Below are 26,601 nucleotides of genomic sequence, written 5' to 3'. Positions count from 1 at the left end.
GCCGGCGACCTGGCCCTCGTAGGTCATCGCGCCGACCAGCCGGAAGCCCGGACGGGCCACCACGGTGCGCGCCAGCCGCGTCACCGACGCCGCGTCGTGGAGCGGGGAGCGCTTGGGTCCGACGTGCTGGTGCCCCACCCGCAGCCCCGCGTCGACATCGATCGCGACGCGGACCTGCACGGCGTGGGAGGACCGCACGGAGTCGACGACGTCCAGGTGGGCGACGTCGTCGATCATCACGGTGATGCGGGCGGCCGCGCGGGGCGACTCGACCAGGCGCTTCAGGGCGGCCCGGTCCACGGTGGGGTAGGCCACGAGCACGTCGTCGGTCACCTCCTGCTCCTCGAGCCACAGCGCCTCGGCGAGCGTGTAGGCGAGCACGCCCCGGAAGCCGTCGCGGTCGAGGACCCGCCGCAGCAGGGCCGGCACCCGGACCGACTTGGACGCCACCCGGATCGGGGTGCCGGCGGCCCGGCGCACCAGGTCGTCGGCGTTCGCGTCGAACGCGTCGAGGTCCACCACCATCAGGGGCGTGGACAGCGGCTCCTCGAGCGCGACGACGGCGGCGCCCAGCCGCGCCCAGAGCCGGTTGCGCTCGACGAACGAGGATGAGTCGGCAGCAGCGGGCATCGCCATCAGCTGATGCCGCGCTTGCGCAGCAAGGCCTCGATCTCGTCGAGGTCGTCGTCGATGGCGGGCTTCCCGCGGCCGCGGGGCGGCTTCGCTCCGGCAGCGACGGCAGGCGGGGTGCCCCCGCGGCGGCGCTCCAGGGCGCGACCGGCGCCGAAGAGCACGACCGCGACGCCCGCGGTGATCACGCCGAGCCAGACGAACGGGCTGAAGACCAGCGTCGTGGCCCAGTCTGCGACCGCGTCGACGATGCGGGTCAGCATCTGCAGCGACTTGGTGAGGTAGGCCGCGAGCGGCAGCAGGGTGATCCCGGCGCCCTTCAGCGCCGCGGGCAGCCCCCGGCGCTGGTAGGCGTACCAGGTCCAGATCCCTCCCAGGAGGGTGAGCGTCAGCGTGAGCGCTCCCCACGTCACGTCGTCCACCACCCCAGGGTGGCACACGCACGGGGGAGCGCCCGGCAGGCTGGCCCGCCCAGGCGGCCGACGTCAGGCGGGCACGGCGACGCGGGCGTCCTGCTCGCCGTAGATCCCCTTGGCCCGCAGCAGCGGCATGACGCCCTCGGCGAACCAGTAGGCCTCCTCCACGTGCGGGTAGCCCGACAGGATGAACTCGTCGATGCCGATCCGGTGGTAGTCCTCGATCCGGTCGGCGACCTCCTGGTGGCTGCCGACGAGCGAGGTGCCGGCACCGCCTCGCACCAGGCCGACGCCCGACCAGAGGTTGGGCGAGACCTCCAGCTCGCGCGCCGAGGCGTACGACGTGGGGTCGCCGCCGCGCAGCGCGAGCATCCGCTGCTGCCCCGTCGACTCGCTGGCGCGCAGCGCCTCCTGTGCCTTCGCCACGACCGTCGGGTCGAGGTGGTCCAGCAGCCACTGGGCGTGTGCCCACGCGGCTTCGCTGGTGTCGCGGGAGAGGGTGTGGACGCGCAGCCCGAAGCGCAGGGTCCGGCCCTGTGCTGCGGCCAGGTCACGCATCCAGGCGATCTTCTCGCGCACGAGCTCGGGAGGCTCGCCCCACGTGAGGTAGACGTCCGCGTGCTTGGCCGCGACCGGCCCGGCCGGACCGGACGAGCCACCGAAGTAGATCGGCGGCACGGGGTCGAGGTCACCGCTGACCATGGCCCCCTCGACCGAGAAGTGCTCGCCGTCGAAGTCGAAGGGGGCGTTGCTCCACGTGCCGCGCACCACCGAGAGGAACTCCTCGGTGCGGGCATAGCGCTCGGCCTTGGAGGCGGTGTCGCCGAAGCGGGCCTGCTCGCGCGGCTCGCCACCGGTGACCACGTTGAGCATCAGTCGTCCGTCGGAGATCCGCTGGTAGGCCGCGGCCATCTGGGCCGCCAGGACCGGGTTGATGACGCCCGGACGGAAGGCGACGAGGAACTTCAGCCGGCTGGTCTCGCGCAGCAGCGCCGCCGTGACGAGCCACGCGTCCTCGCAGAAGGTGCCCGTCGGGGTCAGCACGCCGGTGAAGCCGAGCTTCTCCGCGGTCCGGGCGACATCGGCGAGGTAGTCGATCGTCGGGGCCCGGAAGCCGTGGGTCAGCGTCTCGCCAAGGCCGAGCTGCACCGAGCCGGGGACGCCCTGGCCTGCGCCGACCAGCGACCGGCTGTCGCCGGACGTGGGCAGGAACCAGTGCAGGTCGAGGCTCATCCCTGGCTCCCGGCGGTGAACTCGGCGGTGAACTCGTTGAAGTCGCCGATGAAGAACGGCGTCACGTCGAAGGCCTCCGGCAGCAGATCGTTGGCGACGAAGGCGTCGGCCATCTGCTGCTCGGACTCGATGACCTCCTGGTCGACGGGCACCACCTGGATGTCGCGCTTCATCACGGCCGCGAGCGTCACGTCCTCGGGCAGGCCGGTCTCGTCGGCCCAGACCTTCGCCCACTCCTCCTTGTGCGTGGAGGACCACACCTGTGCCTCGGCGATCCTGGCGAGGTAGTCCTCGAGCGCAGCCGTGGTCGCCGGGTCGGCGAGGGCCTCGTCCGAGGCGACCTGGAAGGTGTAGCCGTTGGCGAGCTCGGCGCCGTCGGCGATGACCGTGGCGTCCTCCTCGATCTCGGCCTGCGAGGTGAACGGCTCCCAGATGGCCCAGGCGTCGATGTGACCGGCGCTGAAGGCGGCCAGCGCATCGGCCGGCTGGAGGTTCTGGATCTCGACGTCGGAGTAGGCGACGCCGGCCTCCTGGAGCTGGGCCAGCAGGTTGTAGTTGGCCGAGCTGCCCTGCGCGACGGCGATGTTGCCGCCCTCCAGGTCGGAGACCTCGTCGATGTCGGAGTCGGCCGGCACGACGATCGCGTCGCCGAGACCGCCGTACGTCGCCGCCTGGACGACCTTCAGCTCGCTCTTCGCCGCGGCGGCGAAGAGCGGCGGGGTGTTGCCGACGCCGCCGACGTGCAGCGAGCCGGCACCGAGCGCCTCGAGGAGCGGGGGACCGGAGGTGAACTCCTGCCACTGCACCTCGTAGGGCAGCTCGTCGAGCAGGCCCGAGGCCTGGAGCAGCGCCTTGGAGCCGCCCTTCTGGTCGCCGACGATGAGCGTGACCTCCGAGAGGTCGACCGAGCCGTCGTCGTTGACGGCGCCCTCGTTGCCGGTGGCGTCGCCGCCGCAGGCGGACAGCGCGAGGGCAGCGACCAGTCCGGTCGCGACCAGTCCGGTCAGGCGCGTACGACGGGCGGGGGGACGGATGCTGCGGCGGTTCATGCTGCTCCTTGCTCGGTGCGGTTCTTGAGGGGGTTGCGGTTCGGGTTGGGCGGGGTGGGGCGCACGCCCAGGGCGCGCATGACCTCGGCGCGGGTCTCCGCGATCTCGGGCTGTGACGGCGCCCGGTCCGAGCGCGGCAGCGTGACGTGCCAGGTGTGGGCGAGGCGGCCCTCGTCGATGAGGATCAGCCGGTCGGCCAGTGCCAGCGCCTCGTCGACGTCGTGCGTCACGATCAGCACGGCCATCGAGTGACGGCGCCACAGCTCGATCACGAGCTGGTGCATCTCGATGCGGGTCAGGGCGTCGAGGGCGCTGAACGGCTCGTCGAGGAGCAGCAGCGACGGGTTGCTGACCAGGGCCCGGGCCAGGGACACCCGCTGGGCCTGGCCACCGGAGAGCTGCAGCGGCCAGGCGTCGAGCTTCTCGGCGAGGCCGACCTCGGCGAGCGTCTTCTCGGCCAGCTCGGCGCGGGAGCGGCGCTCGGGGGTGTTGAGCAGCGCGAGCTCGACGTTCTCCTGCACCCGGCGCCACGGCAGCAGCCGGGGCTCCTGGAAGGCGACCGAGCTGCGGCCGTTGACCTGCACCTCCTCGGGCGGAGCCTTGTCGAGGCGCGCCAGGCTGCGCAGCAGGGTGGACTTGCCGCACCCGGAGCGTCCGAGCAGGGCCACGAACTCGCCGGGTGCGATGTCGAGGTCGACCGAGCGCAGGACGTGGGTGTCACCGAAGGAGCGGCTGTGCGAGCGGACGCGGGCGACCAGGTCGGGGTCGGTCGTGGACGGGGTGGACGTCAGGAGCGCCATGCGAGGGCCCTTCTCTCGAGGTTGCGGACGATGGCGTCGGTGACGAGGCCGAGGATCGAGTAGACGGCCAGGCCGACGACGACGATGTCGGTGCGCTGGAACTCGCGGGCCAGGTTGATCGTGTAGCCGAGCCCGGAGCTGGCCGAGATGGTCTCGGCGACGATGAGGGAGAGCCAAGCGATGCCGAGGCTCTGGCGCAGGCCGGTCAGGGTCTGGGGGAGCGCGCCGGGGATGACCACGTGACGCAGCCGCTGGCCCCAGGTGAGGTTCATCGACCGGGCGGCGTCGAGCATCTTGGTGTCGATGCCCCCGATCCCGGCCAACGTGTTGAGGTAGAGCGGGAACGCCACGCCCATCGCGATCAGCGCGACCTTGGGCGCCTCGCCGACCCCCATCCAGATGATGAAGAGCGGGATCAGGCCGAAGTGGGGCAGCGTGCGCAGCATCTGCATGATCGGGTCGACGGAGTCGTTGCCCACGCGGTTGAGGCCGGCGATCACCGCCAGCACCAGGCCGACGCCGGCTCCGATGGCGAAGCCGAACCCGACGCGCTGCAGCGAGACCAAGGTCGCCGGGCCGAGCGTGCCGTCGGCGATCAGCTCGACGGCCGTGGCGAAGATCTGCGACGGCGCGGCCAGCTTCCTCTCCTCGAGCACGCCGCTGACGCTCGCCAGCTGCCACAGGCCGACCAGGGCGACCGGGGAGATCCAGCGGCGCAGGAAGGACAGACGGGAGCCGCCGGTCGTCCGGCGCCGTGGAGGCGTGGTGGGGGGAGGTGGCGCCGCCAGGGCGCCGGGGACGTCGAGGGTGCTGGTGGACATGGTGGACATGTCTAGTCACCAAACACAATTAAATCAACTCAGACACTCGACTTAAGTCGTGATGTCCTTCACCGTCGTGCTGACGAGGGGCGACCGACGCCCCTCCGGCACAATGGCCTCCATGACCGACCGCCGCCTCGCTGGACCCGGCTTCCCGGGTGACGCCGGTGAGCCCGACCCCGCACTGCGCGACGCCCTGACGGCGTACGCCGCGTCCCCGGCGCGCTACGCCGACGCCCTCGCCGTCCTGGCCGGGGGGCGCCTGCTCGTGCCCGTGGTCGCCGTCCTGGGCGAGGTGGAGGTCGACGAGGCCGGTCTGGCCCACGACAAGACCAGCGACATGGCCGCGGTGATGCTCGAGGGCGCTGACGGACGCGTCGCGATGCTGGCCTTCACCGGCACCGACTCCCTCGCCGCGTGGGACCCCGAGGCCAGGCCCGTCCCGGTCACCTCGGCGATGGCCGCGCAGGCCGCTCTCCAGGAGGGTGCCGCCGCGCTCGTGGTCGACGTCGCAGGGCCGGTCAGCTTCGTGGTGGAGGGTGACGACCTGAAGGGCGTCGCGGCGCAGTGGCAGCTCACGACCGTCGCCGGCCGCTCCGCCTGGCTCCGTCCCGCGGAGGACTCCTGACGCCCTGATTGGGATCCCAGAGGGATCGTCGACTAGGATCAGGTGTTGACCGATCAGTCCGGCTTGCCGGACCGATCACACAAGCGGAGATCAAGCACCACACGTCTCCCACCCGCATCGACCGAACCAGGTCGTCGGGTCCGGTCCCGAAGGCCTTGGCCCTCGTGCCGAGAGATTTCTTCTCGGCGCAGTTTCCCTGGCACTCGGAGTCGCGTCGCCCCTGGCGACGTGTCGTGACTGGCTTCCGCTTGAGCAAGCGGGAGCCGTTCTTCATTTGTGGCGGTGCCCGATCCCGAACACACTGGAGGACACATCAGCACCGAGCTTCGTATCAACGAGCGGATCCGGGTACCCGAGGTCCGCCTCGTCGGTCCCAACGGAGAGACGGTCGGCATCGTGCCGACCGACCAGGCCCTCAAGCTGGCCCAGGAGGCAGACCTCGACCTCGTCGAGATCGCCCCCCAGGGCAAGCCGCCCGTGTGCAAGCTCATGGACTACGGGAAGTTCAAGTACGAGAACGCCCAGAAGGCCCGTGAGGCGCGCCGGAACCAGACGAACGTCATCATCAAGGAGATGAAGCTTCGTCCCAAGATCGACGCGCACGACTACGAGACCAAGAAGGGTCACGTCGTGCGGTTCCTCCGCGCGGGCGACAAGGTCAAGATCACGATCATGTTCCGCGGTCGCGAGCAGCACCGTCCCGAGCTGGGCTTCCGGTTGCTGCAGCGCCTGGCCGAGGACGTCACGGAGCTGGGCTTCGTCGAGTCCTCGCCCAAGCAGGACGGCCGCAACATGATCATGGTGCTCGGCCCGCACAAGAAGAAGGCCGACGCCAAGGTCGACATGCTCGCCGAGAAGGAGACCAAGATGGCCGAGCGTGCTGCCGTCGTGGACGCCGAGAAGGCCGAGCGCGACGCCGCCCACGCCGCAGGACCGGTCGCGCAGAAGAAGGAGCGCGGCCGCTCCGAGAACCTCGATCCCGAGATCGAGGCCTGAGACCCGGACCGGCCCCGTGCCGGCCCTGACCGCCGATCGGTGGTCACGCGTGCGTGACCACGACCGACAAGAAAGAGATTGAGATGCCGAAGAACAAGAGCCACTCCGGTGCCGGCAAGCGCTTCCGCGTGACGGGCACCGGCAAGATCCTTCGCGAGAAGGCGGGCAAGCGCCACAACCTGGAGAAGAAGCCCTCCAAGGTGACGCGCCGCCTGACCGGCACGGTGGTGGTCGCCAAGGCCGACACCAAGCGCGCCAAGAAGATGCTCGGCATCTGACCCTCGTCCACCCCCATTTCGATGGTCGAGCAGGACTCTGACCACTGAGCACGAGCATCAAGGAGTACCACCATGGCACGCGTCAAGAGGGCAGTGAACGCCCAGAAGAAGCGTCGTACCACCCTCGAGCGCGCAGCGGGCTACCGCGGCCAGCGCTCGCGTCTCTACCGCAAGGCCAAGGAGCAGGTCACCCACTCCCTGGTCTACAGCTACAACGACCGCCGCAAGAACAAGGGCAACTTCCGCAAGCTGTGGATCCAGCGCATCAACGCCGCCGCGCGTGCGCAGGGCATGACCTACAACCGCTTCATCCAGGGCCTCAACCTCGCTGGTGTCGAGGTCGACCGCAAGATCCTGGCTGACTTGGCCGTCAACGACATCGCCACGTTCAACGCGCTCGTCGAGACCGCCAAGGCCGCGCTGCCCGAGGACGTCAACGCGCCCAAGGCCGAGGCGTCCGCCTGACCTCGCACGACGCGCAGTCCGTGACCCCGGGCTCGTCCCTCACCGCAGGGAACAGCCGGGTCAAGGACACGCGCAAGCTCAGCCGCCGCTCGGACCGCTCCGAGCGGCGGCTGTTCCTCGCCGACGGCCCGAAGGCCGTCGAGGGGGCGCTCTCGCGCCCCGGGTGCGTGGTGGAGGTCTTCGCGACCCCCGCCGCCACCGACCAGCACGCCGACCTCGTCGCTGCGGCTCCGGTGTGGACCCTCGTCGACGAGCGCGCGCTGGCCTCGCTCAGCGACAGCGTCAGCCCGGCCGGTGTGGTCGCGGTCTGCCGTTTCCTCGACCGTCCGCTGGAGCACCTGCTCGACCCCGCACTGCGGCTGGTCGCGCTGTGCGCCGACGTGCGTGACCCCGGCAACGCCGGCACGGTCATCCGCAGCGCCGACGCCGCCGGTGCCGACCTGGTCGTCATGGCCGGCAGCTCGGTCGACCCCTACAACCCCAAGACCGTGCGTGCCAGCGTCGGCAGCCTGTTCCACCTGCCGCTCGCCGTCGAGCCCGACGCCACGGCGGCCGTGCGGGCCGCGAAGGCTGCCGGGCTCGTCGTGCTCGCGGCCGACGGTGGGGGAGACGTCGACCTCTACGAGGCCGGCGACCTGCTGACGCAGCCCACCGCCTGGCTCTTCGGCAACGAGGCGTGGGGACTGCCCGACGACCTGGCGGCCCTCGCCGATCACCGGGTGGCGATCCCGATCCACGGCCGCGCCGAGAGCCTCAACCTCTCCACCGCCGCCGCGCTCTGCCTCTACGCCTCCGCCACCGCCCAGCGCGCGCGCTAGGACCCGCCGACCCGCACCACCCGCCACGCACCGTCTCGGCGCACGACGCGCAGCGCGACGCGCGCACCCTGGCCCGAGAGCAGATAGCTCGCGGGGAAGAAGTCCTCGATCGAGCGGACCTTCGTGCAGGAGCCCTCGAGGGGCATCCGCACCCGCTGGATGGTGCGCCAGCGGTCGCCGTCGAGGCGCTGCAGCAGGCGCGGCCAGTCGGAGCCGGCCGACCCGTGCAGGCGCAGCAGCTGCCGGGGCCCGATCGGGTGGACGAAGCCGCAGGGCGCCGGAGCCCGAACGGGCAGCACCACGATCCCGGTCGACGACACGATCGTCGTCGACCGGAGACCGGGCGCGGCGACCAGCCTGCGGTCGGCCGATCGGCCCAGGGGGTGCCCCGCCAGGTCGACGGTGCGCCAGTCCACGCCGTCGACACTGAGCAGTGCCTGCAGCTGGAAGGTCGGCGCGGTCTGGTAGCCCTCGGTGCTCGGCGGGTAGTCGCCGTCAGCGCGCCGAGCGCGGTAGCAGTGCAGCGCGATCGCGTGCACGGCGCTGCGGCGCTGTCCGAAGGTCCCCTCGGCCGCGCAGGCCGGGAAGCCGTGGTCGTAGACCTGCGTGCGGGCGCCCCACGCCTGGGCCTCCCCGTCATAGCGCTGGATGAGGACCCGTCTGCGGTCCGGCGAGCCGTAGGCGACGAGCGGTTGGCCGGCGACGTCGGAGAACGACGTGGCGATGGCCCTGCGAGGCGCACCGCGGTAGTCGACCAGGCCGGGGGCGCTCGCCGGGGCGATGCTGCCCAGCTGCCAGCGCGAGGAGGTGTCGGCCCGCGTGAGGGAGAAGCGGTAGGCGCGTTCGGACCCGCCCCCCACGACCTCGAGCGCGTTGCGGTTCTCCAGGTTGCCCTCGCTGCAGCCGGGGTCGACCCCGTCGACCTGGTAGGAGCTCAGCCGACCGTCCGGGCTGCGCTCGTGCACGCCGACGACGCAGCCCTCGCCCCCGTTCTCGGGGCCCAGCACGCTGACCGTGCCGTCGTCGGCGACGACTGCCGTCGACCCCCCGCCGCCGTCGTAGTCGTAGGTCGTGGAGAGCCGGGAGGAGAAGCCCGCGTCGCTGCTCCAGCGCACGACGTCACCGATGCCTCCGAGCGGCCACACGGCCTGGCTCCCGTCCGGCGAGATGGCGGGATCCCGGTAGGCCTCGCCCGGCAGCACCTTCCGGTGCCACGTGCGCAGGTCCTGGGTGACGAGCGCGACGCTGGAGGTCGGTGCCTGGTCCTCCGAGTAGGACGCGTCGCACTCCAGCAGCAACGCCACCCCGCCCGCCGAGGCGCGCCCTGAGATGTCGCCACAGGTCACCCCGTCGGTGCCGAGGAAGAGCAGCCGCGGCTCGGTCCAGGTGCCGCTGGCCTCGTCGAGCCGCTGCACCATCACGCGGCGCGGCGTAGCTGCCCCGACGGCGATCGTCCCCAGACCGGGGGCGCGGAAGACCCGGGCCTTCAGGTAGCGGTAGGACGCGGGCGCCGTGTCGGCGGCGTACGACGACGCGCGCGGGGGGGAGTCGGTCGCCATCGCGTCGATCCCCGTGCCGACGACGGCGGCGGTGATCAGGGCCGCGAGGACCCGCGTGGTTCCTGGACGCATGGGTGTCTCCTCCGAGAGGCGTTCGAGATCGGGTGTCGCAGGGACCGACGCCTGGATCCGGCGAGGTGTTCGCGCCGAACCCCCATCGTTACCCGCCCGTGATGCCCAGCGCCAGGCCGCACGAGGCCGGGCATCCAGCAGGGCGCCTCGTAGGGTGCACCCGTGACCGGGAGCATCGAGAGCGCGCAGGAGCTGGCCGACGCCCTGCCCGACGGTGTCGTGGTCGCTGATGCCGACGGTGTCGTGGTCCTCGTCTCGAGCGTCGCCGGGCGGATGCTCGGAGCGGCACCGGCCGAGCTGGTCGGCCGCCCGCTGGGCGAGGTCCTCGCGCTCCAGGACCAGGACGGCCAGGCCTGGCACGCCTGCAACACGCCGTACGACGGGCTGGCGACACGCACCGCCGTGCCCGAGCAGCCCTGGCTGCTGCCCGACGGCACCGAGGTCCTGGTGGCCGCCCGTCTTCACCGCGAGTCCTTGCGCGACCCGGTGTCCCGCGTGGCGGTGACCCTGCGCTCGGGACGGGGCCGCGCCCGTCTCGACCGGGAGCGCTCCGACCTCGTCGCCACGGTCGCCCACGAGCTCCGCTCGCCCCTCACCGGGGTCAAGGGCTTCGTCCAGGCACTCCTCAACCGCTGGGACAAGCTGAGCGACGACCAGAAGAAGCTGATGCTGACCACGGTCAGCGCCGACTCCGACCGGCTCAGCCGGTTGATCGCGGAGCTTCTCGACGTGGCCCGCATCGACACCGGTCGGCTCCAGCTCTATCCCCGGCCCTCCGACGCGACCGTGCTGGTGCAGCGCATCGTCGACTCCGTGCAGGCCGGCACCTCGCGCCCGATCGAGCTGGTCGGCGACGGTGACCTGCCCGAGATCAGCGTCGACCCCGACAAGTTCACCCAGGTCGTCACCAACCTGATCGAGAACGGCGTGCGCCACGGCGAGGGCACCGTCCGCGTGACGCTGGCCCCGCTGCCCCCGACCGCCGAGTTCGCCGGGGTGAGGCTCGTGGTCGACGACGAGGGCGCCGGCATCCCCGAGGAGCTGCGGCGGCGCGTGTTCACCAAGTTCTGGCGCGGCGGCGTGCGCGGCGGCTCCGGCCTCGGGCTCTACCTCGTCAACGGCCTGGTGCGCTCCCACGGCGGCACCGTCGTCATCGACGACGCCCCCGGTGGCGGCGCCCGGCTGGTCCTGACCTGGCCCGCCGAGGACCGCACCGGTCCCCGCTGAGCGGCCGGGGCCGGGTCTTCCTAGACTTGGCCCCGTGTCAGGACCCAATACCGACTACGACCCCGTGGAGGTCAGCACCTTGCAGCCCGAAGAGGTCGAGGCAGCCCGCGACGCCGCCCTGGCGGCGATCGCCGCGGCGAGCGACCTCGAGGCGCTCAAGCAGGCCCGCACCGACCACGCCGGCGACCGCTCGCCGCTGGCCCTGGCCAACCGCGAGATCGGCGCGCTGCCGCCCCAGGCGCGCAAGGACGCCGGTCAACGGATCGGCCAGGCCCGCGGCACGGTCAACCAGGCGTTCGCCGCCCGCCAGCAGGTGCTCGAGGCCGAGCACGAGGAGCGGATGCTGGTCGAGGAGACCGTCGACGTCACGCTCCCGACCGACCGTCTGCCCGCCGGCGCGCGCCACCCGATCACCACCGGCTCCGAGCTGATCGCCGACATCTTCGTCGCGATGGGCTGGGAGGTCGCCGAGGGCCCCGTCCTCGAGGCCGAGTGGCTCAACTTCGACGCGCTCAACCTCGGTCCCGACCACCCGGCGCGCACCATGCAGGACACGTTCTGGACCGACCCGTCCGACAACGCGATGGTCCTGCGCACCCACACCTCACCGGTCCAGGCGCGCACCATGCTCACGCGCACGCCGCCGATCTACGTCGTGTGCCCCGGCCGGGTCTTCCGCACCGACGAGTACGACGCCACGCACAGCCCGGTCTTCCACCAGGTCGAGGGGCTCGCGATCGACGAGGGCATCTCCATGGCCCACCTCAAGGGCACGCTCGACCACTTCGCCACCCAGATGTTCGGCGAGGGCATCACCACGCGCTTCCGCCCGTCGTACTTCCCCTTCACCGAGCCCAGCGCCGAGGTCGACCTGATCTGCTTCGTGTGCCGTGGGATCGACAGCGAGAGCTGCCGCACCTGCCGCGGCGAGGGCTGGATCGAGTGGGGCGGCTGTGGCGTCGTCAACCCGCGGGTGCTGGCCGCCTGCGGCGTCGACAGCGAGCGCTACAGCGGCTTCGCCTTCGGCATGGGCATCGACCGCACGCTGATGTTCCGTCACGGCGTCGAGGACCTCCGCGGCTTCTTCGAGGGCGACATCCGCTTCACCACGACCTTCGGGAGCGACCTGTGAAGACCTCCGTCTCCTGGATCAGGGACTACGTCGACCTGCCGGCCGACGTCACGACCGAGCAGCTCGCCGCCCGGCTGACCGCCCTCGGGCTCAAGCTCGAGGCGATCGAGAAGCCCGGCGACCAGATCACCGGCCCGCTGGTGATCGGCCGCGTGCTCACGATGGAGCCCGAGCCGCAGAAGAACGGCAAGACCATCAACTGGTGCACCGTCGACGTCGGTGACGCCAACGGCACCGGCGAGCCGCAGGGCATCGTCTGTGGGGCGCACAACTTCGCGCCCGGCGACCTGGTCGTCTGCGTCCTGCCCGGGGGCGTGCTCCCGGGCGACTTCGCGATCTCCGCCCGCAAGACCTACGGCCACCTCTCCGCCGGCATGATCTGCTCCTCGCGCGAGCTCGGCCTGGGCGAGGACCACGACGGCATCATCGTGCTGCCGGCCGACGCCGGTGAGCCGGGCGAGGACGCCTTCGGCGTGCTGGGCCTCTCCGACGAGGTCATCGAGTTCGAGATCAACCCCGACCGCGCCTACGCACTCTCGCTGCGTGGCGTGGCCCGCGACGCGGCGCTCGCCTACGACGCGCCGTTCCGTGACCCGGCCGACCGCTCCGTCCCGGCGGCCGACGGGGCTGGGCACCCGGTCGTCATCGACGACCCGCACGGCTGCCCGGTCTTCGTGGCGCGCACCGTGAGCGGCGTCGACCCGACCGCTCCCACGCCCGACTGGATGGTGCGCCGCCTCACCCAGGCCGGGATGCGCCCGATCTCGCTGGCCGTCGACGTCACCAACTACGTCATGCTCGAGATCGGCCGCCCGATCCACGGCTACGACGCCGACAAGCTCACGGGGGCGATCCGCGTCCGCCGCGCCCAGGCCGGCGAGCGGCTCACCACGCTCGACGGCACCGACCGCGCGCTGTCGCCCGAGGACCTCGTCGTCACCGACGACTCCGGGATCATCGGCCTCGGCGGCGTCATGGGCGGGGAGTCCACCGAGATGTCGTCGACGACGACCCGGATCCTGGTCGAGTCGGCGCACTGGGACGCCACCTCGATGTTCCGCACGGGCAAGCGCCACAAGCTGACCTCCGAGGCCGGCAAGCGCAACGAGCGCGGCGTCGACCCCGTGGTGTGCGAGGCCGCCGCCGACCGCGTGGTCGAGCTCCTCGTCGCCCACGGCGGCGGCACGGCCGAGCAGGGCGTCACCGTCGTCGGCACCCCGCCGGCCGCGCCGTCCATCACCATGGCCTACGACCTCCCCGCACGGATCACCGGCATCGAGATCGACGCCGACACCGTCGTGGGGCACCTCGAGGCCGTGGGCTGCACCGTGGTGCGCGACACCGAGGTGCTCAGTGCCACCGCCCCAACGTGGCGCCCCGACCTCACCGACCCCTACGACCTCGTCGAGGAGGTGGCCCGGGTGGTCGGCTACGACCAGGTCCCGTCCGTGCTGCCTCGCGAGGCGGCCGGTCGCGGCCTGAGCCGCGAGCAGCGACTGCGCCGACGTGTCGGTCGGCTGCTCGCCGGCGCCGGGTGCGTCGAGGTGATCAGCTTCCCCTTCGTCGGCGACGCCGCGTTCGACGCGCTCGGCCTGCCTGCCGACGACGAGCTGCGGCACACGGTCCGCATCGCCAACCCGATCTCGTCGGAGGAGCCGTCCTACACCACGACCCTGCTCCCCGGGTTGCTCAAGGCGGCTGCCCGCAACATCGGCCGCGGTGCGCCCGGGGTGTCGCTCTTCGAGACCGGCACGGTCGCGTTCCCGGTCGACCGGGGGCCGGCCCCGATCTTCAGGGTCGACCGGCGCCCCGACCCTGACGAGCTCGCGAAGCTCCTCGAGACGCTGCCGCTCCAGCCGCTCCACCTCGCGGTCGTGCTGGCCGGCGAGAGCGAGCGGACCGGCTGGTGGGGCACCGGTCGCACCAGCGGCTGGGCCGACGCCATCGCCGTCGCGCGCCGACTCGCCGACGACCTGGGCGTCGACCTCGACGTCCGCTCGGCCGTCCGCGCGCCGTGGCACCCCGGCCGGTGCGCCCGCCTGTCGGTCGGCGACCTCGACCTCGGTCACGCGGGGGAGCTGCACCCCAAGGTCTGCAAGGCCTTCGGGCTGCCCCCGCGCAGCGCCGCCCTCGAGATCGACCTCGACCTGCTGATGGGCGTGGCGGTCGACGTCGTGACCGGCCCCGAGCTCTCGTCGTTCCCGGTCGCCAAGGAGGACGTCGCGCTCGTCGTCGACGACTCCGTGGCCGCGGCCGATGTCCTGGTGGCACTGCGCGAGGGCGCGGGCGAGCTGCTCGAGTCGATCCGGCTCTTCGACGTCTTCACCGGGGACCAGGTGGGCGAGGGGCGCAAGTCCCTCGCCTTCGCCCTGCGCTTCCGGGCGCCCGACCGCACGCTCACCGAGGAGGAGACCAGCGCCGCCCGCGACGCCGCGGTCGCCGTGGCCGCCGAGAGGTGCGGGGCGGTCCAGCGCTGACGACCGCCCCTGCGCTCACGCGTCCGACGAGGCAGACCACAGGTTGATGCCGGAGTCGACGGCGTGCTGCTCGATGACGTCGAGCTCCGCGTCGGCGATCTCGAGCCGGTCCAGCACCGCGAGGTTGTCGTCGAGCTGGGCGACGCTGCTCGCGCCGATCAGCACCGAGGTCACCCGCGGGTCGCGCAGGACCCAGGCCAGGGCGAGCTGGGCCAGCGACTGGCCGCGCTCCTGGGCGACCTCGTGGAGGTGGCGCACGTGCGCCAGGGACTGCTCGCTCAGCAGCGCCGGGTCGAGCGACTTGCCCTGGGCCGCCCGCGAGTCCTCGGGGATCCCGTCGAGGTAGCGGTCGGTCAGCATCCCCTGGGCCAGCGGGGAGAACGCGATGCAGCCGACGCCCTCCTCCTCGAGCACGTCCAGCAGCGACGGGTCGCCGTCCTCCACCCAGCGGTTCAACATGGAGTACGACGGCTGGTGGATCAGCAGCGGCACCCCCATCTGCCGCAGCAGCCCGGCGGCCTCGCGGGTGCGCTCCGCGGAGTAGGACGAGATCCCGGCATAGGTCGCCCGGCCCGACTGCACCGCGGTCGCGAGCGCCCCCATCGTCTCCTCGAGCGGGGTCTCGGGGTCGAAGCGGTGGCTGTAGAAGATGTCGACGTGGTCGAGCCCCATGCGCGCCAGGCTCTGGTCGAGCGACGCGAGGAGGTACTTGCGCGACCCCCACTCGCCGTAGGGTCCCGGCCACATGTCGTAGCCGGCCTTCGTCGAGATGACCAGCTCGTCGCGGTAGGGGCGGAAGTCGTCGCGGAAGATCCGACCGAAGTTGCTCTCCGCTGACCCGTAGGGCGGTCCGTAGTTGTTGGCGAGGTCGAAGTGGGTGACGCCGCGGTCGAAGGCGTGGCGCAGGATCGCGCGCTGGGTCTCGAGCGGCTTGTCGTCGCCGAAGTTGTGCCACAGGCCCAGCGAGACCGCGGGCAGCTTGAGCCCGGAGCGACCGCAGCGGCGATAGGCGTGGGACTCGTAGCGGTCGGCGGCGGCCAGGTAGGGCGGCGGGGTCGTCATGCGCCGATCCTGTCAGTCCAGCGGCGGGCTGACGGCCGCGAGGAGGGCGTCGTACGCCGCCCGCTCGCCCTCGACGGTGATGTCGCTGTCGTCGCGGCGCTTCCAGAGCCACGCGTCGACGTCGGCGGCGCGGCCGCTCACGGTCGCGGACGCCTCGCCGGGGTCCGTCAGCACCAGGTGGGCGCTGTCGTAGTTCTTGCGGGACTCGGGATCGGTGCCGAAGAAGAGGCCCGGTCGCACCCACAGGTCGGTGCCCACGTCGGTCAACGCGACCCTGACCAGGTGCTGCGACGCCTCGAAGCGTCCCCACTCCGGCGCCTCGCCGCCATACATGACGTCGAGGAGCTCCGCGACGCCGTCGGCCGCCAGCGCCGGGTCGAGCGGCGTGACCGTCCCGGCGGTCTGCTCGGCGTCGAGGCGGTGGATCAGCGCCTCGTGCGCCTGGCGCCGGAAGGTGAAGCCCACGGTCTGCTCCGGTGCCCACGACCACGCCGGCTCGGCCGGGTCGGCCGCCTCGAGCTCGGCCAGCAGGTCGGTCGACGAGTCGTCGAAGTGCGCGATCAGCTCGATCCGCGAGGTCGGCCGCTCCACGCGCGCCGCGTCCTCGTCGGGGGCAGCGGGACGTGCGCGCACGGTGCGCGCCCAGAACCACTGGACCTCCGCCAGGTGCCAGAGCAGGTCGTCGGCGTCCCAGTCCGGGCAGGCCGGCACCCTGGCCCGCGGGTCGCAGTCCGTGAGAACCTCACGGAAGCGCGCCGACTCACGGCGCAGGTGGTCGAGGTAGGTCGAGGGGTCCAGACGCGTCATGCGTCGAACCTAGGTCGCGGCGCCGACACCCGCCATCCCGTTGTTCGGCCCCCACTCCACATGATCATGCAGAGTTATGTATAGTCATGCACATGACGGTCTCAGTCGCGGTAGCCGGTGCCAGTGGGTATGCCGGTGGAGAGGTGCTCCGGCTCCTCCTCGGGCACCCCGAGGTCGAGATCGGCGCGCTCACCGCCGGCTCCAACGCGGGCGAGCTGCTGGGCCGGCTCCAGCCCCACCTCGTGCCCCTCGCCGGGCGCCGCCTCGAGGTGACGGACCTCGAGACGCTGTCCGGTCACGACGTCGTCTTCCTCGCCCTGCCCCACGGCCAGTCCGGCGAGATCGCCGCCCAGCTCCCCGAGAGCACCGTCGTCATCGACTGCGGCGCCGACTTCCGGCTCGAGGACGCGGCCGTGTGGGAGCAGTTCTACGGCGGCACCCATGCCGGCACCTGGCCCTACGGCCTGCCCGAGCTGCCCGGTCAGCGCGAGGTCCTCGCCAGCGCCACCCGCATCGCCGTCCCCGGCTGCTACCCCACGGTCTCGACCCTCTCGCTGGCCCCCGCCGTCGCCGAGGGACTCGTCGACCCCGACGTGGTCGTGGTCGCCGCGTCCGGCACCAGCGGCGCCGGCAAGGCCGCCAAGACGCACCTGCTCGGCAGCGAGATCATGGGCAACGCGAGCGCCTACGGCGTGGGTGGCGGGCACCGGCACACCCCCGAGATCACCCAGAACCTTTCCCGCCTCGTCGAGGGCACCGTCAGCGTGAGCTTCACCCCGCTGCTCGTCCCGATGTCGCGCGGCATCCTCGCCACCTGCTCGGCCGCGCTGCGCGGTGACGTGAGCGCCGAGCAGGCCCACGAGGTCTACACCCGCTTCTACGCCGACGAGCCCTTCGTGCACGTCCTGCCCGAGGGGCAGTGGCCGCAGACGCAGTCCGTGACCGGCTCCAACGCCGTCCACCTCCAGGTCACCGTCGACGCCGCGGCCGGCCGGCTCGTCGCCGTCGGAGCAGTCGACAACCTCGCCAAGGGCACCGGCGGCGCCGCCGTACAGTGCATGAACCTCGCCCTGGGCCTCTCCGAGGGCCTGGGCCTCACCACCGTTGGGATCGCACCATGACCGAAGGCCAGAGCACCGACGAGACAGCCGCCCCGAGCGGGACCGAGCCCGAGGAGCCGACGGCGTCGGTGACCTTCACGCTCCAGCAGTTCCCCGAGAAGCTCGCGATCGTCAAGCTCCCGCCGGGCGCGGAGATCCCCGAGTGGGCCGAGTCGTCCTCGCTCTTCTCGATCACCGCGACCGCGACCGAGACCTCCCTGATCTGCGCCGGGCGCAACGTGCCGACCAAGCAGGTCGCCCACAAGGGCCTGACCGCGTTCGCCGTGATGGGCCAGCTCGACCTGACGATGGTCGGCGTGCTCGCCGAGCTGCTGGTCCCGCTGGCCGAGGCCGAGCTGAGTGTCTTCACGATCTCGACCTACGAGACCGACTGGATCCTGGTGCCGGTCGCCAAGGCCGAGGTTGCGGCCGAGGCCTGGCGACGACGAGGGCACACCGTCGACCTCGCCGTCCCCGTCACGCCTCCCCGGAAGAAACGCTCATGACCATCACCTCGCCCGCCGGCTTCCGCGCCGCCGGTGTCGCCGCAGGACTCAAGTCCACCGGCGCCAAGGACCTCGCCCTTGTCGTCAACGACGGCCCCACCTTCGACTCCGCCAGCGTCTTCACCGCCAACCGCTGCAAGGCCAACCCGATCCTGTGGAGCCAGGAGGTCGTCAAGGACGGCGTCGTCCGCGCGGTCGTCCTCAACTCCGGCGGCGCCAACTGCTACACGGGCCCCGACGGCTTCCAGACCACGCACGCGGTCGCCGAGCGGGTCGCCACGCGCGTCGGCATCGGTGCCGGCGACGTGGTCGTCTGCTCGACCGGGCTGATCGGCCTCGCCAACGACCGTGACGACCTGCTCGCCGGTGTCGACGCCGCCCACGCAGCCCTCGCGGCCGACGGCGGCGACGCCGCGGCCGAGGCCATCATGACCACCGACTCGGTGAGCAAGCAGGTCGTCGTCGAGGGCGCCGGCTGGTCGATCGGCGGCATGGCCAAGGGCGCCGGCATGCTCGCGCCCCAGCTGGCCACCATGCTGGTCGTCCTCACCACCGACGCCGTCGTCCCGGCCGCCGACCTGGACCAGGCGCTGCGTGCCGCGACCCGGGTCAGCTTCGACCGGCTCGACTCCGACGGCTGCATGTCGACCAACGACACGGTGACGGTCATGGCCAGCGGCGCCAGCGGCATCACGCCGTCCCTGCCGGACTTCACCGAGGCCCTGACCCAGGCCTGCACCGACCTGGCGATGCAGCTCCTGCGTGACGCCGAGGGTGCCGACCACGAGATCGCGATCACCGTGCTCAACGCCGTGAGCGAGGACGAGGCCGTCGAGTGCGGCCGCAGCGTCGCCCGCAGCAACCTCTTCAAGGCCGCCGTTTTCGGCAAGGACCCCAACTGGGGCCGCGTCCTGGCCAGCATCGGCACCACGCAGGCGGCCTTCGACCCGGCCGACCTCGACGTGGCCATGAACGGCGTCTGGGTCTGCCGGCAGTCCACCCCGGCCGAGGACCCCGCCCTGGTCGACCTCGAGCCCCGCGAGGTCAGCGTGACCATCGACCTCAAGTCCGGCGACGCCCGCGCGACCGTCTGGACCAACGACCTGACCCACGCCTACGTCCACGAGAACAGTGCCTACAGCTCATGACTGACCTGACGCCCGAGAAGCAGCCCGAGAAGCAGCCTGGCAAGCCCGACCCCGCCAAGGCCCTGGTCCTGGCCGGAGCCCTCCCGTGGCTCAAGGCCTACCACGGCAAGATCGTCGTGGTGAAGTACGGCGGCAACGCCATGACCGACGACACCCTCAAGCGCGCCTTCGCCGAGGACATCGCGTTCCTGCGCTTCGCGGGCTTCAAGCCCGTCGTCGTGCACGGCGGCGGCCCCCAGATCTCCCGGATGCTCGACAAGCTCGGCATCGAGTCGGAGTTCAAGGGCGGGCTGCGCGTCACCACGCCCGAGGCGATGGAGGTCGTGCGGATGGTGCTCGTCGGCCAGGTCCAGCGCGAGCTGGTCGGGCTGATCAACGAGCACGGACCGCTCGCGGTCGGGCTCTCCGGCGAGGACGCCGGGTTGTTCACCGCCGAGCAGACCAACACCATCGTCGACGGCGAGGAGGTCGACCTCGGCCTCGTCGGCGAGGTCGCCAGCGTGCGCCCCGAGTCGGTGCTCGACCTCATCGAGGCCGGCCGGATCCCGGTCGTCTCCAGCGTCGCCCCCGACATCGACGGCCAGGTCCACAACGTCAACGCCGATCTGGCGGCCGCCTCGCTCGCGGTCGCCCTGGGGGCCGAGAAGCTCCTGGTGCTCACCGACGTCGAGGGCCTCTACCTCGACTGGCCCAGCTCCGACGACGTCATCGGCGAGATCAGTCCCGAGTCCCTCGAGCAGCTCCTGCCGAGCCTGGCCAGCGGCATGGTCCCGAAGATGAAGGCGTGCCTCGAGGCCGTTCGCGGGGGCGTCAAGCGCGCGACCGTCGTCGACGGGCGTCAGCTGCACGCGGTGATCCTGGAGCTCTTCACCCAGGAGGGTGTCGGCACCCAGGTGCTGCCCGGCGTCGAGACCAAGACCCGCAAGGCGCGGGAGACCTCCGCATGACCGCGGCCACCTGGGCCGAGCGCTACGCCGCCTCGCTGATGAACACCTTCGGCCCGCCCAAGCTGACCCTGGTCCGCGGCGAGGGCGCCCACGTGTGGGACTCCGACGGCAAGGAGTACGTCGACCTCCTCGGCGGCATCGCCGTCAACACGCTCGGCCACGCCCACCCGGCCCTGGTCGCGGCGGTGACGCAGCAGGTCTCGACCCTGAGCCACGTCTCCAACTTCTTCACCACCCCCCAGCAGGTCGAGCTCGCGGAGCGTCTGCTGACCGTGACGGCGGTCGACGGCGCCGACGGTCGGGTGTTCTTCTGCAACTCCGGCGCGGAGGCCAACGAGGGAGCCCTCAAGCTCACCCGCCTGACCGGGCGCACCCACGTCGTCGCCATGGAGGACGCCTTCCACGGCCGCACCATGGGCGCGCTCGCGCTCACCTCCAAGGCCGCCTACCGCGCTCCGTTCGAGCCGCTTCCCGGCCACGTGACCTGGGTGCCCTTCGCCGACACCGAGGCCCTGGCGGCCGCGGTGACCGACGAGACCGCCGCCGTGGTGATCGAGCCGCTGCAGGGGGAGGCGGGCGTCAACGTCGCCCCCACCGACTTCCTCGTCGCCGCCCGCGAGATCACCGCGCGCCACGGCGCCCTGCTGTGGCTCGACGAGGTGCAGAGCGGGATGGGTCGCACCGGCACCTGGCTGGCCAGCCACCCCTCCGGCGTCGTCCCCGACATCGTCACCCTGGCCAAGGGGCTGGGCGGGGGCCTGCCGATCGGTGCGCTGATCGGCTTCGGCCGTGCGGCCACCCTGTTCGAGCCCGGCAACCACGGCACCACCTTCGGGGGCAACCCGCTCTCCTGTGCCGCTGCGCTGGCCGTGCTGGCCACGATCGAGGAGGAGGGTCTCCTCGCCCGTGCTGCCGCGGTCGGTGAGCGCCTCCGCGCAGTCTTGCGCGAGGACTCGCGGGTCCTCGAGGTCCGCGGTGTCGGCGTCCTGGTGGGCCTGACGCTCGCCCGAGGCGTGGCCCCGGCCGTCGTGGCGGCGGCGCAGGAAGCCGGCTGGATCATCAACGCCACCGGCCCCGACCGCATCCGCTTCGCCCCGCCCCTGGTGATCACCGACGCCGACCTGGACGCCTTCCTCCAGATCTGGCCGACGCTCCTCGACGACGCCATGGCGGCCGAGTCATGAGGCACCTCCTCGCCGACGACGACCTCAGCCCCGACGAGCAGGCGCAGGTGCTGCGTCTCGCCGCTGAGCTGAAGGCCGCGCCCTTCAGCGCCCAGCCCCTGGCGGGTCCCCACACCGTGGCGATGATCTTCGACAAGCCGACCCTGCGCACCCAGTCGTCGTTCGCCGCCGGGGTCGTCGAGCTCGGCGGGCACGCGATGCTGGTCGACGGCCACCTCGCCGGCATCGGGGTGCGCGAGTCGGTCGCCGACGTCGCCCGGATCCTGGGTCGCCAGGCGGCCGTGGTCGTCTGGCGCACCTACGCGCAGGCCAAGCTCGAGGAGATGGCGGCCTACGCCGGGGTCCCGGTCGTCAACGCCCTGACCGACGACTTCCACCCGTGCCAGCTGCTCGCCGACCTGATGACCATCCAGGAGCACAAGGGCGACCTCGCCGGGCTCCGGGTCGCCTTCGTCGGCGACGCGGCCTGCAACATGGGCAACTCCTGGCTCCTCGCGGGGGCGACCGCGGGCATGCACGTCGTCCTCAGCGGCCCCGAGGGCTACCTCCCCGAGGAGTCGATGTTCGCCCGCGCGGCCGCGATCGCGGCCACCACCGGGGGATCGGTGCGGGGCGAGGCCGACCCCGTCGTCGCCGTGACGGGCGCCGACGTCGTGGTGACCGACACCTGGGTCTCCATGGGCAAGGAGGACGAGGCGGCCGCCCGCGAGGCGGCGTTCGCTCCCTGGTCGGTGACCGACGAGCTGCTCGCCCATGCCGACGCCGACGCGATCGTCATGCACTGCCTCCCGGCCTACCGCGGCAAGGAGATCGCCGCCGACGTCCTGGACGGCCCCCGCTCGGTGGTCTGGGACGAGGCCGAGAACAGGCGTCACGCCCAGAAGGCGGCGCTCGTCTTCCTGCTCGGGGCCTCGGGTGCGCCATGACCGAGGCGATGCGTCCGACGACCAAGAACGCCCGGCACCAGCTGATCATCGAGCTCGTGACGCACCACGAGGTGCACTCCCAGGGCGAGCTCGCCGATCTCCTCGCAGCCGACGGCGTCCACGTCACCCAGGCGACCCTCTCGCGTGACCTCGTCGAGCTCGACGCGGTCAAGGTGCGCTCGACCTCCGGCCCGCTCGTCTACGCCGTGCCCGGCGAGGGTGGCGACCGTCGGCCCTCGGCGCCGGGGGAGACCCAGGCAGCCGTGCAGCGCCTCTCGCGGCTGTGCAGCGAGCTGCTCGTCAGCGCCGACTCCTCGGCCAACCTCGTCGTCCTGCGCACGCCCCCCGGTGCCGCGCAGTTCCTGGCCTCGGCCTTCGACCGGGCCGAGCTGCCCGACGTCCTCGGCACCATCGCCGGCGACGACACCGTTCTCGTCATCAGCCGCAACCCGGACGGCGGGGCCGACCTGGCCCGTCGCTTCCTGGCCCTGGCCGACGTCCACCAGTCCACCCCCACGGTCGATCTCCACTCGGCCACCTCGCACCTGAAGGAATCCTCGTGAGCAAGGTCCTGACCTCCCTCCCCGTCGGCGAGCGCGTCGGCATCGCGTTCTCCGGTGGCCTCGACACCTCCGTCGCCGTCGCCTGGATGCGCGAGAAGGGTGCGATCCCCTGCACCTACACCGCCGACATCGGCCAGTACGACGAGCCCGACATCTCGGGCGTCCCCGGCCGGGCGCTGGCCTACGGTGCCGAGCTGGCCAGGTCCGTCGACTGCCGGCCCCAGCTGGTCGAGGAGGGCCTCGCAGCCCTGGCCTGCGGTGCGTTCCACATCCGATCCGGCTCGCGCACCTACTTCAACACCACGCCCCTGGGCCGGGCCGTCACCGGCACCATGCTGGTGCGCGCCATGCACGAGGACGGCGTCGACATCTGGGGCGACGGCTCGACCTTCAAGGGCAACGACATCGAGCGGTTCTACCGCTACGGCCTGCTCGCCAACCCCGACCTGCGCATCTACAAGCCGTGGCTCGACGCCGCCTTCGTCCACGAGCTCGGCGGCCGCACCGAGATGAGCCAGTGGCTCACCGAGCGTGGTCTGCCCTACCGCGACAGCAAGGAGAAGGCCTACTCCACCGACGCCAACATCTGGGGCGCCACCCACGAGGCCAAGACGCTCGAGCACCTCGACGTCTCGCTCGAGACCGTCGAGCCGATCATGGGCGTGAAGTTCTGGGACCCCAGCGTCGACATCGCCACCGAGGACGTCACCATCCGCTTCGAGGCGGGCCGCCCGGTCGCCATCGACGGCACGACGTACTCCGACGCGGTCGCGCTGGTGCACGAGGCCAACACCATCGGTGGGCGGCACGGGCTCGGCATGTCCGACCAGATCGAGAACCGCATCATCGAGGCCAAGTCGCGCGGCATCTACGAGGCGCCCGGCATGGCGCTGCTCTGGATCGCCTACGAGCGCCTGGTCAACGCGGTGCACAACGAGGACACCATCGCCAACTACCACGCCGAGGGCCGCCGCCTGGGCCGGTTGATGTACGAGGGCCGCTGGCTCGACCCACAGGCGCTGATGATGCGCGAGGCCATCCAGCGCTGGATCGCCTCGCTGGTCACCGGCGAGGTCACGCTGCGACTGCGTCGCGGCGAGGACTACACCGTCCTGCGCACCGCCGGACCGGCGTTCTCCTACCACCCCGACAAGCTCTCGATGGAGCGCACCGACAACGCCGCCTTCGGACCCACCGACCGCATCGGGCAGCTCACGATGCGCAACCTGGACATCGCCGACTCGCGCGCCAAGCTCGAGATGTACGCCGCGCAGCCGCTCGACCAGGGCCAGGTGCTGGTCGAGAACGGCACCCTCTTCGGCGAGCTCCCTGCCGGTGGCGCGGAGCGCATCACCGACAACCCCTCCGCGCGCGACGCCGACGACGAGGCGCTCGACTACGCCGCGATGGAGTCCGGGACCGACTGATGGGGGAGAGCGGCACCACCAACGAGGGCAAGCTCTGGGGCGGCCGGTTCGCCGGAGGCCCGTCGCCGGAGCTCGAGGCCCTGTCGCGCTCCACCCACTTCGACTGGCGGCTGGCGCCCTACGACCTCGCCGGGTCGCGGGCCCACGCCCGGGCGCTGCACCGTGCCGGGCTGCTCAGCGACGCGGCGCTCACCGAGCTGCTGCGGGGGCTGGACGTGCTGGGGGAGCGGTTCGCGGCAGGCACCCTCCAGCCCGACCCCAGCGACGAGGACGTGCACGGCGCCCTGGAGCGGCTGCTGCTCGAGGAGGTGGGTGCCGACACCGGCGGCCGCATCCGGGCCGGCCGCAGCCGCAACGACCAGATCGCCACGTTGTTCAAGATGTTCCTGCGCGACCACGCTCGGATCGTCGCCGGCCAGGTGCTCGACCTCGTCGAGGTCCTCGCCACCCAGGCGCGAGACCACCTCGATGTCGTCATGCCGGGGCGCACGCACCTCCAGCACGCGCAGCCGGTCCTCCTGGCCCACCACCTGCTCGCGCACGCGTGGCCGTTGGTGCGCGACGTCGACCGGATCGCCGACTGGGACGCGCGTGTCGCAGGGGACTCGCCCTACGGCTCCGGTGCGCTCGCCGGCTCCAGCCTCGGGCTCGACCCTACCGGGGTCGCCGACGAGCTCGGCTTCACCGGCTCCTCGGCCAACTCGATCGACGGCACCTCCGCGCGCGACTTCGTCGCGGAGCTGGCCTACGTCACCGCCCAGGTCGGCGTCGACGTCAGCCGTCTGGCGGAGGAGGTCATCCTCTGGTCGACGCGGGAGTTCGACTTCGTGACGCTGCACGACTCCTGGTCGACGGGCTCGAGCATCATGCCGCAGAAGAAGAACCCGGATATCGCCGAGCTCGCCCGGGGCAAGGCCGGTCGCCTGATCGGCAACCTGGCAGGCCTGATGGCGACCCTCAAGGCACTTCCGCTGGCCTACAACCGCGACCTCCAGGAGGACAAGGAGCCGGTCTTCGACTCCATCGACACCCTCGAGGTCCTGCTGCCCGCCTTCACCGGGATGGTCGCCACGCTGAGGTTCAACACCGCGCGCCTGGCCGAGCTGGCCCCCCAGGGCTTCTCCTTGGCCACCGACATCGCCGAGTGGCTGGTCCGTGAGGGGACGCCCTTCCGCATCGCCCACGAGGTCGCAGGCGCGTGCGTGCGCCGGTGCGAGGAGCTCGACATCGACCTGCACCAGCTGACCGACGAGCAGTTCGCGGCGATCTCGCCCACCCTGACCCCCGGCGTGCGCGACGTCCTGACCGTCGAGGGCTCGGTGTCGTCCCGCAGCGGGCGCGGGGGCACCGCTCCCGACCGGGTCCGCGAGCAGCTCGAGGAGCTCACCGCACGGGTGCACCACCAGCGTGAGCGACTCTCCTGACCTGAGTGCCCTGCTGGCGGCGCCCGTCCAGGAGGTGGCGGCCCGTCTGCTCGGAGCGGTGCTGAGCCACGGCGACGTCGCGGTGCGCATCACCGAGGTGGAGGCCTACGGCGGCGCCGACGACCCCGCCTCCCACGCTGCGCGCGGGCGCACCACGCGCAACGCCAGCATGTTCGGCGCTCCCGGGAGCCTCTACTGCTACCGGATCTACGGGATGCACACCTGCGCCAACGTGGTGACCGGTGCACTCGGCGACCCGGCGGCCGTCCTGGTGCGCGCCGGCGAGGTCGTCGCAGGTCGCTCGCGCGCTCGTGAGCGCCGTGCAGGGGTGTCGGACCACGAGCTCGCACGCGGTCCGGGCAACCTGTGCCGGGCGCTCGGCATCGGTCTGGAGCTCGACGGGACCAGCCTGCTGGACGGGCCGTGTCACCTGGAGGCGGCGTCGAGGGGACTGGTCCACGCGACCTCCGCACGCGTCGGTGTGCGTCTCGCACCCACGCTGACCTGGCGTTTCTTCCTGCCAGGGGAGCCCTCGGTGTCGCGCTACCGGGCTGCCGCCACCCCCCGAGTTGACGGTCGCCCAGGAGACACGTAATGTTCTCCAAGTCGCCGGGGAGCGGCGGGAAACAAGACCGGAAGCGGTCGGGTTTCCGGCCCCGAGGTGGCCACCCATGACTCTCACCGGAGTCCACGTTCAGCCCTCAGGTTGAACTAGAAACTCCGGTGTGAAACCATGTGGTGAAGCGAAAAGCCCCGGGCTAGCTCGCAAGAGTTAAGTCTGGTGTGCGTCTGATCTTTGAGAACTCAACAGTGTGTCATAGTCGATGAATTAGTTTGTATGCCCTCATCTTAATTGTTTGTGGGTTTGTTTTTTCGGCAGTTAATGATTCTGGCAATTGTCAGTTT

27 protein-coding genes are annotated in these 26,601 nt (G+C 71.8%); 18 read left to right on the top strand and 9 right to left on the bottom strand.

The annotated features are described in order from the left end of the window. The 6 genes from AAG827_RS16970 to AAG827_RS16945 all read right to left on the bottom strand — a co-directional run. A partial coding sequence (locus tag AAG827_RS16970) for an alanine racemase (RefSeq protein ID WP_341927357.1) occupies window positions 1–630 on the bottom strand: 630 nt, incomplete at its 3' end. Between the two features lie 5 nt (window positions 631–635). After that, complete coding sequence (locus AAG827_RS16965; RefSeq protein ID WP_341927356.1) at window positions 636–1,052, bottom strand: hypothetical protein; 417 nt, start codon at window positions 1,050–1,052, stop codon at window positions 636–638. 63 nt (window positions 1,053–1,115) lie between these two features. Continuing rightward, a complete protein-coding gene (locus AAG827_RS16960) occupies window positions 1,116–2,279 on the bottom strand; it encodes an LLM class flavin-dependent oxidoreductase (RefSeq protein ID WP_341927355.1) in 1,164 nt (387 codons plus the stop codon). After that, window positions 2,276–3,328 carry an ABC transporter substrate-binding protein gene (locus AAG827_RS16955; protein ID WP_341927354.1) on the bottom strand — a complete coding sequence of 351 codons (1,053 nt, stop codon included), beginning with the start codon at window positions 3,326–3,328 and terminating at the stop codon, window positions 2,276–2,278. Before AAG827_RS16955 ends, AAG827_RS16960 begins: the two co-directional genes overlap by 4 nt. Then, window positions 3,325–4,128 (bottom strand): ABC transporter ATP-binding protein, encoded by an 804-nt coding sequence (locus AAG827_RS16950; protein WP_341927353.1) that lies wholly within the window; start codon window positions 4,126–4,128, stop codon window positions 3,325–3,327. Before AAG827_RS16950 ends, AAG827_RS16955 begins: the two co-directional genes overlap by 4 nt. Beyond that, entirely contained in the window at window positions 4,116–4,949 is an 834-nt protein-coding gene (locus AAG827_RS16945; protein WP_341927352.1) for an ABC transporter permease, read from the bottom strand. Before AAG827_RS16945 ends, AAG827_RS16950 begins: the two co-directional genes overlap by 13 nt. Window positions 4,950–5,070: 121 nt before the next feature. On the opposite strand from AAG827_RS16945, the gene AAG827_RS16940 reads away from it, so the two are divergent. The 5 genes from AAG827_RS16940 to AAG827_RS16920 all read left to right on the top strand — a co-directional run bounded on the left by AAG827_RS16940 (window position 5,071) and on the right by AAG827_RS16920 (window position 8,134). Continuing rightward, window positions 5,071–5,577, top strand: a complete 507-nt coding sequence (locus AAG827_RS16940; RefSeq protein WP_341927351.1) for an SseB family protein — start codon at window positions 5,071–5,073, stop codon at window positions 5,575–5,577. Window positions 5,578–5,859: 282 nt separating this feature from the next. After that, window positions 5,860–6,573, top strand: a complete 714-nt coding sequence (infC, locus tag AAG827_RS16935; RefSeq protein ID WP_341927350.1) for a translation initiation factor IF-3 — start codon at window positions 5,860–5,862, stop codon at window positions 6,571–6,573. 83 nt (window positions 6,574–6,656) lie between these two features. Further along, complete coding sequence (gene rpmI / locus AAG827_RS16930) at window positions 6,657–6,851, top strand: 50S ribosomal protein L35 (RefSeq protein WP_309649353.1); 195 nt, start codon at window positions 6,657–6,659, stop codon at window positions 6,849–6,851. Window positions 6,852–6,923: 72 nt separating this feature from the next. Then, window positions 6,924–7,316 carry a 50S ribosomal protein L20 gene (gene rplT, locus AAG827_RS16925; protein WP_309649352.1) on the top strand — a complete coding sequence of 131 codons (393 nt, stop codon included), beginning with the start codon at window positions 6,924–6,926 and terminating at the stop codon, window positions 7,314–7,316. 20 nt (window positions 7,317–7,336) lie between these two features. Further along, entirely contained in the window at window positions 7,337–8,134 is a 798-nt protein-coding gene (locus tag AAG827_RS16920) for an RNA methyltransferase (RefSeq protein ID WP_341927349.1), read from the top strand. Here the strand turns inward: AAG827_RS16920 and AAG827_RS16915 are convergent. Then, complete coding sequence (locus AAG827_RS16915) at window positions 8,131–9,765, bottom strand: hypothetical protein (RefSeq protein WP_341927348.1); 1,635 nt, start codon at window positions 9,763–9,765, stop codon at window positions 8,131–8,133. The two genes, AAG827_RS16920 and AAG827_RS16915, sit on opposite strands and share 4 nt — an antisense overlap. Before the next feature lie 162 nt (window positions 9,766–9,927). Between AAG827_RS16915 and AAG827_RS16910 the strand changes: the two genes are divergently transcribed. The 3 genes from AAG827_RS16910 to pheT are packed head-to-tail and all read left to right on the top strand — an operon-like array spanning window position 9,928 to window position 14,601. Continuing rightward, the gene (locus AAG827_RS16910) at window positions 9,928–10,992 is read left to right on the top strand and encodes a HAMP domain-containing sensor histidine kinase (protein WP_341927347.1); all 1,065 of its coding nucleotides are present in this window, start codon (window positions 9,928–9,930) and stop codon (window positions 10,990–10,992) included. Window positions 10,993–11,026: 34 nt separating this feature from the next. Next, the gene (gene pheS / locus AAG827_RS16905; protein WP_341927346.1) at window positions 11,027–12,124 is read left to right on the top strand and encodes a phenylalanine--tRNA ligase subunit alpha; all 1,098 of its coding nucleotides are present in this window, start codon (window positions 11,027–11,029) and stop codon (window positions 12,122–12,124) included. Further along, complete coding sequence (gene pheT / locus AAG827_RS16900; RefSeq protein WP_341927345.1) at window positions 12,121–14,601, top strand: phenylalanine--tRNA ligase subunit beta; 2,481 nt, start codon at window positions 12,121–12,123, stop codon at window positions 14,599–14,601. The genes pheS and pheT overlap by 4 nt, the downstream gene beginning before the upstream one ends. A 15-nt stretch (window positions 14,602–14,616) precedes the next feature. Here pheT and mgrA read toward each other — a convergent pair whose 3' ends face one another. Next, window positions 14,617–15,663 (bottom strand): L-glyceraldehyde 3-phosphate reductase, encoded by a 1,047-nt coding sequence (mgrA, locus tag AAG827_RS16895; RefSeq protein WP_341927344.1) that lies wholly within the window; start codon window positions 15,661–15,663, stop codon window positions 14,617–14,619. A gap of 12 nt (window positions 15,664–15,675) precedes the next feature. Continuing rightward, window positions 15,676–16,470 (bottom strand): maleylpyruvate isomerase family mycothiol-dependent enzyme, encoded by a 795-nt coding sequence (locus AAG827_RS16890; protein ID WP_341927343.1) that lies wholly within the window; start codon window positions 16,468–16,470, stop codon window positions 15,676–15,678. A 92-nt stretch (window positions 16,471–16,562) separates the two neighbouring features. Between AAG827_RS16890 and argC the strand changes: the two genes are divergently transcribed. From argC to AAG827_RS16840, 10 genes are read left to right on the top strand one after another with little or no spacing between them, the layout of a single operon-like run. Beyond that, a complete protein-coding gene (gene argC / locus AAG827_RS16885) occupies window positions 16,563–17,591 on the top strand; it encodes an N-acetyl-gamma-glutamyl-phosphate reductase (RefSeq protein WP_341927342.1) in 1,029 nt (342 codons plus the stop codon). Next, window positions 17,588–18,076 (top strand): ACT domain-containing protein, encoded by a 489-nt coding sequence (locus AAG827_RS16880; RefSeq protein ID WP_341927341.1) that lies wholly within the window; start codon window positions 17,588–17,590, stop codon window positions 18,074–18,076. Before argC ends, AAG827_RS16880 begins: the two co-directional genes overlap by 4 nt. Then, a complete protein-coding gene (gene argJ, locus AAG827_RS16875) occupies window positions 18,073–19,224 on the top strand; it encodes a bifunctional glutamate N-acetyltransferase/amino-acid acetyltransferase ArgJ (RefSeq protein WP_341927340.1) in 1,152 nt (383 codons plus the stop codon). Before AAG827_RS16880 ends, argJ begins: the two co-directional genes overlap by 4 nt. Next, window positions 19,221–20,171: an acetylglutamate kinase gene (gene argB / locus AAG827_RS16870; RefSeq protein ID WP_341927339.1), complete on the top strand. Its 951-nt coding sequence runs from the start codon at window positions 19,221–19,223 to the stop codon at window positions 20,169–20,171. Before argJ ends, argB begins: the two co-directional genes overlap by 4 nt. Further along, window positions 20,168–21,355: an acetylornithine transaminase gene (locus AAG827_RS16865; RefSeq protein ID WP_341927338.1), complete on the top strand. Its 1,188-nt coding sequence runs from the start codon at window positions 20,168–20,170 to the stop codon at window positions 21,353–21,355. The genes argB and AAG827_RS16865 overlap by 4 nt, the downstream gene beginning before the upstream one ends. Beyond that, a complete protein-coding gene (gene argF / locus AAG827_RS16860; RefSeq protein ID WP_341927337.1) occupies window positions 21,352–22,281 on the top strand; it encodes an ornithine carbamoyltransferase in 930 nt (309 codons plus the stop codon). The genes AAG827_RS16865 and argF overlap by 4 nt, the downstream gene beginning before the upstream one ends. Then, window positions 22,278–22,844, top strand: coding sequence for an arginine repressor (locus AAG827_RS16855; protein ID WP_341927336.1), 567 nt, complete (start codon window positions 22,278–22,280; stop codon window positions 22,842–22,844). The genes argF and AAG827_RS16855 overlap by 4 nt, the downstream gene beginning before the upstream one ends. After that, window positions 22,841–24,271, top strand: coding sequence for an argininosuccinate synthase (gene argG, locus AAG827_RS16850; RefSeq protein WP_341927335.1), 1,431 nt, complete (start codon window positions 22,841–22,843; stop codon window positions 24,269–24,271). Before AAG827_RS16855 ends, argG begins: the two co-directional genes overlap by 4 nt. After that, a complete protein-coding gene (gene argH / locus AAG827_RS16845; protein ID WP_341927334.1) occupies window positions 24,271–25,695 on the top strand; it encodes an argininosuccinate lyase in 1,425 nt (474 codons plus the stop codon). Before argG ends, argH begins: the two co-directional genes overlap by 1 nt. Beyond that, entirely contained in the window at window positions 25,679–26,290 is a 612-nt protein-coding gene (locus tag AAG827_RS16840; RefSeq protein ID WP_341927333.1) for a DNA-3-methyladenine glycosylase, read from the top strand. The genes argH and AAG827_RS16840 overlap by 17 nt, the downstream gene beginning before the upstream one ends. The last annotated feature ends 311 nt before the right edge of the window (window positions 26,291–26,601 follow it).

Origin of the sequence: Nocardioides psychrotolerans (assembly GCF_943371775.1) — a bacterium.
Taxonomy (GTDB): Bacteria; Actinomycetota; Actinomycetes; order Propionibacteriales; family Nocardioidaceae; genus Nocardioides; species Nocardioides psychrotolerans_A.
Note: the sequence above shows the minus strand (reverse complement) of the source record. Positions and strands in the feature narration are given on the sequence as shown.